Origin of the sequence: Halomonas sp. 141, from assembly GCF_002810305.1 — a bacterium.
Lineage (GTDB): Bacteria > Pseudomonadota > Gammaproteobacteria > Pseudomonadales > Halomonadaceae > Vreelandella > Vreelandella stevensii.
The window spans coordinates 1-4,884 of sequence record NZ_PINZ01000079.1; the positions used below are offsets into that span (position 1 = coordinate 1).

4 protein-coding genes are annotated in these 4,884 nt (G+C 52.6%); 3 read left to right on the forward strand and 1 reads right to left on the reverse strand.

Features of this window, described 5'->3' with window-relative positions; genetic code table 11:
- The first annotated feature begins 292 nt into the window (after positions 1–292).
- From CWI66_RS17130 to ltrA, 3 genes are all read left to right on the forward strand, one after another.
- The gene (locus tag CWI66_RS17130) at positions 293–1,219 is read left to right on the forward strand and encodes a 3-keto-5-aminohexanoate cleavage protein (protein ID WP_100732339.1); all 927 of its coding nucleotides are present in this window, start codon (positions 293–295) and stop codon (positions 1,217–1,219) included.
- A 20-nt stretch (positions 1,220–1,239) separates the two neighbouring features.
- Positions 1,240–2,637: a short-chain fatty acid transporter gene (locus tag CWI66_RS17135; protein WP_198517610.1), complete on the forward strand. Its 1,398-nt coding sequence runs from the start codon at positions 1,240–1,242 to the stop codon at positions 2,635–2,637.
- Positions 2,638–3,151: 514 nt separating this feature from the next.
- The gene (gene ltrA / locus CWI66_RS17145; RefSeq protein ID WP_198517611.1) at positions 3,152–4,528 is read left to right on the forward strand and encodes a group II intron reverse transcriptase/maturase; all 1,377 of its coding nucleotides are present in this window, start codon (positions 3,152–3,154) and stop codon (positions 4,526–4,528) included.
- A 140-nt stretch (positions 4,529–4,668) separates the two neighbouring features.
- Here ltrA and CWI66_RS18480 read toward each other — a convergent pair.
- Positions 4,669–4,884, reverse strand: a 216-nt coding sequence (locus tag CWI66_RS18480) for a hypothetical protein (RefSeq protein ID WP_232710996.1), incomplete at its 5' end; no start/stop codon positions are given.

Consider the following 4,884-nt stretch of genomic DNA (forward strand, 5'->3'; position numbering starts at 1 on the left):
GCGTGGCTGGTGAGGGTGCGGCGACTGGCGCGGAACTTTATGTTGGGCATGGCACTGTCTGGGTGAATGGCGATAATGGCTATATTGCCATGCAGGTCAGTGGGTTAGAAGTGCTTCTGAGGGCCGGTCTCACGGATTCAGGTGATAGTTAAGGGAAAAAATGAAAACGGCCGTTTGATAGAATGCTACCTTGGTCTAAGGGAGGGTGGATTGACAGTCGTGAAGCAGCATGACTATATGTGAGTTGTCGCATTTTACAATGCGTGCTCTTAACAATAAATAAGGAGGCAATATGAGCCATGGCAGGAAAGTTATTATTACATGTGCAATTACTGGCGGCGTGCATACTCCCAGTATGACCCCTTATCTTCCAATAACTTCAGAAGAAATAAAGGATGAATCATTAAAAGCTATAAAGGCTGGTGCTTCAATTGTCCACCTTCATGCTCGTGACCCTGAAACGGGGAGACCTTCACAAAACCCAGATCTCTTTAAAAACTTCATTCCTGATATCTCAAATGAAAGTGATGGTATTATAAATATTACAACAGGTGGATCGCCTCTTATGGGAGTGGAAGAAAGGCTTCAGCCTGCTCTTCAGCTGAAACCTGAAATTGCTTCCCTAAATATGGGTTCTATGAACTTTGGCCTTTTTCCTATTGCTGAAAAAATTAAAGATTTCAAGAATTCATGGGAGGAAGGGTTTTTAAAGGCTACTAAAGACGTTGTTTTCAAGAATACTTATTCTGACATTGAATATATTTTGGAATCTTGTTCAAAAAATGGCACAAGATTCGAACTTGAGTGTTATGATACTTCGCATTTGTATAACTTGGCGTACTTTGCTGATAAGAAGTTGATTGAGCCTCCATTTTTTATCCAAACGGTTTTTGGTATTTTGGGCGGGATTGGTACGCATCCGGATGATGTCTCGCACATGAAAAGAACAGCTGACAGACTTTTTGGTGACGATTTTGTATGGTCAGCGCTTGGTGCTGGAAAGAGCCAGATGAGTGTTGCCTCATTTTCAGCTGCTAATGGTGGACATGTGCGTGTCGGCCTTGAGGACTCAATATGGGAGAAGCCGGGTGAGCTAGCAATGTCTAATGCCTCTCAAGTGAAACGTGTAAGGCAAATTATTGAAGGGCTAGGCCTAGAGGTTGCATCGCCATCTGAAGCAAGAGAAATTCTGAAATTGAAAGGCAGTATTGATTATTAAAACAATGAGGAGCCGTTATTATGTCTAGCGGGAAAGGTTCTAGTTCAGTTTTAGACAAGTCGGTGGGTGGCCAAGGGTGGTTGCAGAGAATAGGTGATGCTGTTGCTTATTTTTCTACAAAGTGGATTCCTGATGCTTTGTCCATAGCTGTTGCTCTGACTGTAGTCGTGTATTTTGCTGCAGTTTTAAGCACTGGCTCAGGACCCATCGAGGTGGTGGATGCTTGGTACGGGGGATTTTGGAACCTCTTGGCATTTGCGATGCAAATGGTACTTATCGTCATAACGGGCTATGGGTTGGCCACTTCGCCTCCAGTAAAAAAAATACTTCAGTGGATTGCTCTTAAGCCTAGCTCCGCTAAAGGTGCTATAGTTTTGACTGCAGTAGTTATGACTATATTGACCTCTGTGCATTGGGGCGTTGGGCTTGTAATTGGTGCATTCCTTGCGAAAGAAATGGCGTGGGCTGGTAAGCGACGTGGTATTAAAATCCACTTTCCGCTTTTAGCAGCTGCAGGTTATTGCGGCGTTGTATTGGCTCAGTCGGGGCTTTCAAGCTCTGCAGCCTTGCTTGTTAATACGCCTGGGCACTTTCTTGAGGACCAGATTGGTATTCTTTCTCTATCAGAAACGGTGTTTCAGCCATACAACCTAGTTTACATGCTTGGAGTGATTGTAATAATCCCGCTGCTTCTTTCCAAGCTTCATCCAAATGAGATGAATGTTGTAGAGATTTCAGGGGATGCTCGAGATAGTGCTTCTTATGATGATCTTGATGCTGGCGAAGCTGACACCCCTGCTGCAAGATTTAATAGAAGTAAGCCGATGATGCTTCTGGTGGTAGCTGCAGGACTGTTCTTTTGTGCTCGATATGTCTTTCAGAATGGTATTATCGGCATTAACCTAAATGTTGTGAATTTTTTCTTCCTAATGCTTGGGGTTCTTTTTCATGGCTCGCTTGACAAGTATGCAAAAGCATTAGTTTCTGGTTCTTCTGCAGTAATAGGGATCATCCTTCAATTCCCTTTTTATGCAGGGATTTTAGGTATCATGGCAGGTACTGGGCTTTTGGCTATGATTGCATCATGGTTCGTGAGTATTTCAAGTCCGGAGTCTTATCCCGTTATATCTATGCTTAGTGCAGCAATTGTAAACTTTGCAGTGCCGTCAGGAGGAGGGCAGTGGGCGGTTCAGGGTCCTATTGCTGTTCAGGCTGCTGCAGAGCTAGGCTTGGATGCTCACATTGCTGTAATGACTGTGATGATGGGTGACCAGATTACGAACTTGATCCAGCCCTTCTGGCTCCTTCCCTTGTTAGGAATAACTGGTCTTCGTGTTGGTCAGGTTCTTGGATATACTGCACTTATGATGGTGGTGGTTTTGGGGATTTGTTCTGCTAGCCTGATTCTTTTGACATAATGATGAGGAGATAGATATAAGCCGACCATAGTTTGGTCGGCTTTTTAGTGGTGCGCCAGGCATGGCGCGTAGCGCCGTGACGGCGCTGTTCCCGAGGGTGGTGCTTCGGGATGACTTGGGGGTGAAAGTCCCCTGCACACCCGGCAAGGGGAAGTGCTAGCCGAACGGCAAGGGTGTCCACCGTGAGGTGGAATCTGAAGGAAGTTGAAGGCAAAACGCTGGCCTGACGAACAGGAAGCGGATACGAGGCGGCATGGCGGGGTGAGATGGCCACTATCATCAAAGCCCGATACTTGCACGGAACGCCATGACGTATATCCGACAGGCATAAGCGGGAAGGTCGCGCGTCTTACCCTGGGAGGTCTGGTGGTCTGCCACGGTGCTACCGGCGTCGAGAGGCGACGGGATGGGCCACCAGACGTCAGCAGAGGCCATAGTAAGTGCCGATTCACCTCGGCACCAAGGGCCGAACATGAAGAACCGCGAGTAGGCGATGACGTCTCGAGGATCGATCATGAAGACAGACACTGACGCTGATACCGTCACCCACCCAGAGGGGCAGGGGCGGAACCCTGAGTCCCGGCCGGTGGGCGTCGAGACGGTCCCGGCGTCGTCATCGTGGACGAAAGCGGAGTCCGCCCCGCTCATGGAGGCTGTGGTAGAGAAGGCCAACATGGCGCGGGCTTACCGAAGGGTGGTCGCCAACCAGGGGGCGCCGGGTGCCGACGGCATGACGGTCCACCAGTTGGCCGACCATCTGAAGGAATGCTGGCCAACGCTGCGCGAGCGGCTGCTGGCCGGTGAGTACCACCCCAGCCCAATCCGAGCCGTCGAGATCCCCAAGCCCAAGGGCGGGACGCGACAGCTCGGCATCCCCACGGTGACCGACCGGCTGATCCAGCAGGCGCTGCTTCAGGTGTTGACGCCACTCTTCGATCCGGTGTTCTCCGCATCGAGTTACGGCTATCGCCCTGGGCGCAGTGCCCAGCAGGCCGTCTCGGCGATGAAGGCCCATGTCACTGCCGGCCACCGCTGGGTGGTCGACCTCGACCTGAAAGCCTTCTTCGACCGGGTGAATCACGACCTGCTGATGGCGCGGGTCGCGCGCCGCGTCCGCGACAAGCGAGCGTTACGCCTGATCCGCCGCTATCTGGAAGCCGGGATGTTCCAGGACGGCCTGGTCGCGCCACGCCAACAGGGAACGCCGCAGGGCGGGCCGCTGAGTCCACTGCTAGCGAACATCCTGCTGGATGACGTGGACAAGGAACTGGAGCGCCGCGGTCATCACTTCTGCCGCTACGCCGACGACCTGCAGGTATACGTCAGAAGTCGGCGGGCGGGCGAGCGCGTCATGGCCAGTCTGAGTGATTTTCTCGAGAGCTCACTCAGGCTGACGGTCAATCGCGACAAGAGTGCGGTGGACCGCCCCTGGCATCGGGGGTATCTGGGCTACACGCTGACCCGGCACAAGCGGCCGAAGCTGACGCTGGCCAAGACCAGCCTGCAGCGCCTGATGCAGCGTGTCCGCGAGATCCTCAAGCGTGGCAGGGGGCGCAACATACGGCGCGTGATCGAAGAGTTGACCCCAGTCCTGCGGGGCTGGGCCAACTACTTCTCCCTCGTCGACGTAGAGCGCCCGCTGGAAGCGCTGGATGGTTGGATACGTCGCCGACTGCGTTGCGTGATCTGGCGGCAGTGGAAGCGCCCATGGACCCGGCGCCGGAAACTCCTGGCACTGGGTCTGGACGAGCAACGTGCCTGGAAGTCAGCGGGGAATGGGCGAGGTCCCTGGTGGAATGCGGGCGCCTCGCACATGAATCAGGCCCTGCCGCGGAAGTGGTTCGACGGGCTGGGCCTGATCTCGGTACTCGATACGGTCAAGAGGGCTTAATCGTTCTTCATGAACCGCCGTATACGGAACCGTACGTACGGTGGTGTGGGAGGGCGCCGGGGGTGACCCCGGCCCCTACCCGATGTTGGGGTAAGGAATTTGTTTAAGGTTCTTCGTCACTTCACATGGATTAGGCCTGATCAAACAGGCGGCCCGCCGGGCTCCCAGTTTCCAAGGACAGAATAATGTTTGGCTGAGTGATCAAGAGTGATGGTCCATTTGGGAGGCATGGTGGCGTTAGGCTCATGGCTTATTAATGGGTGGATAGGTTTAGTTATACCTGAATCCGTGAAGCCGGCGCCGACACTTTCCCTATCACCGCCAGCGAGCACTTTTTGATCATTCGCCCCGTGCAA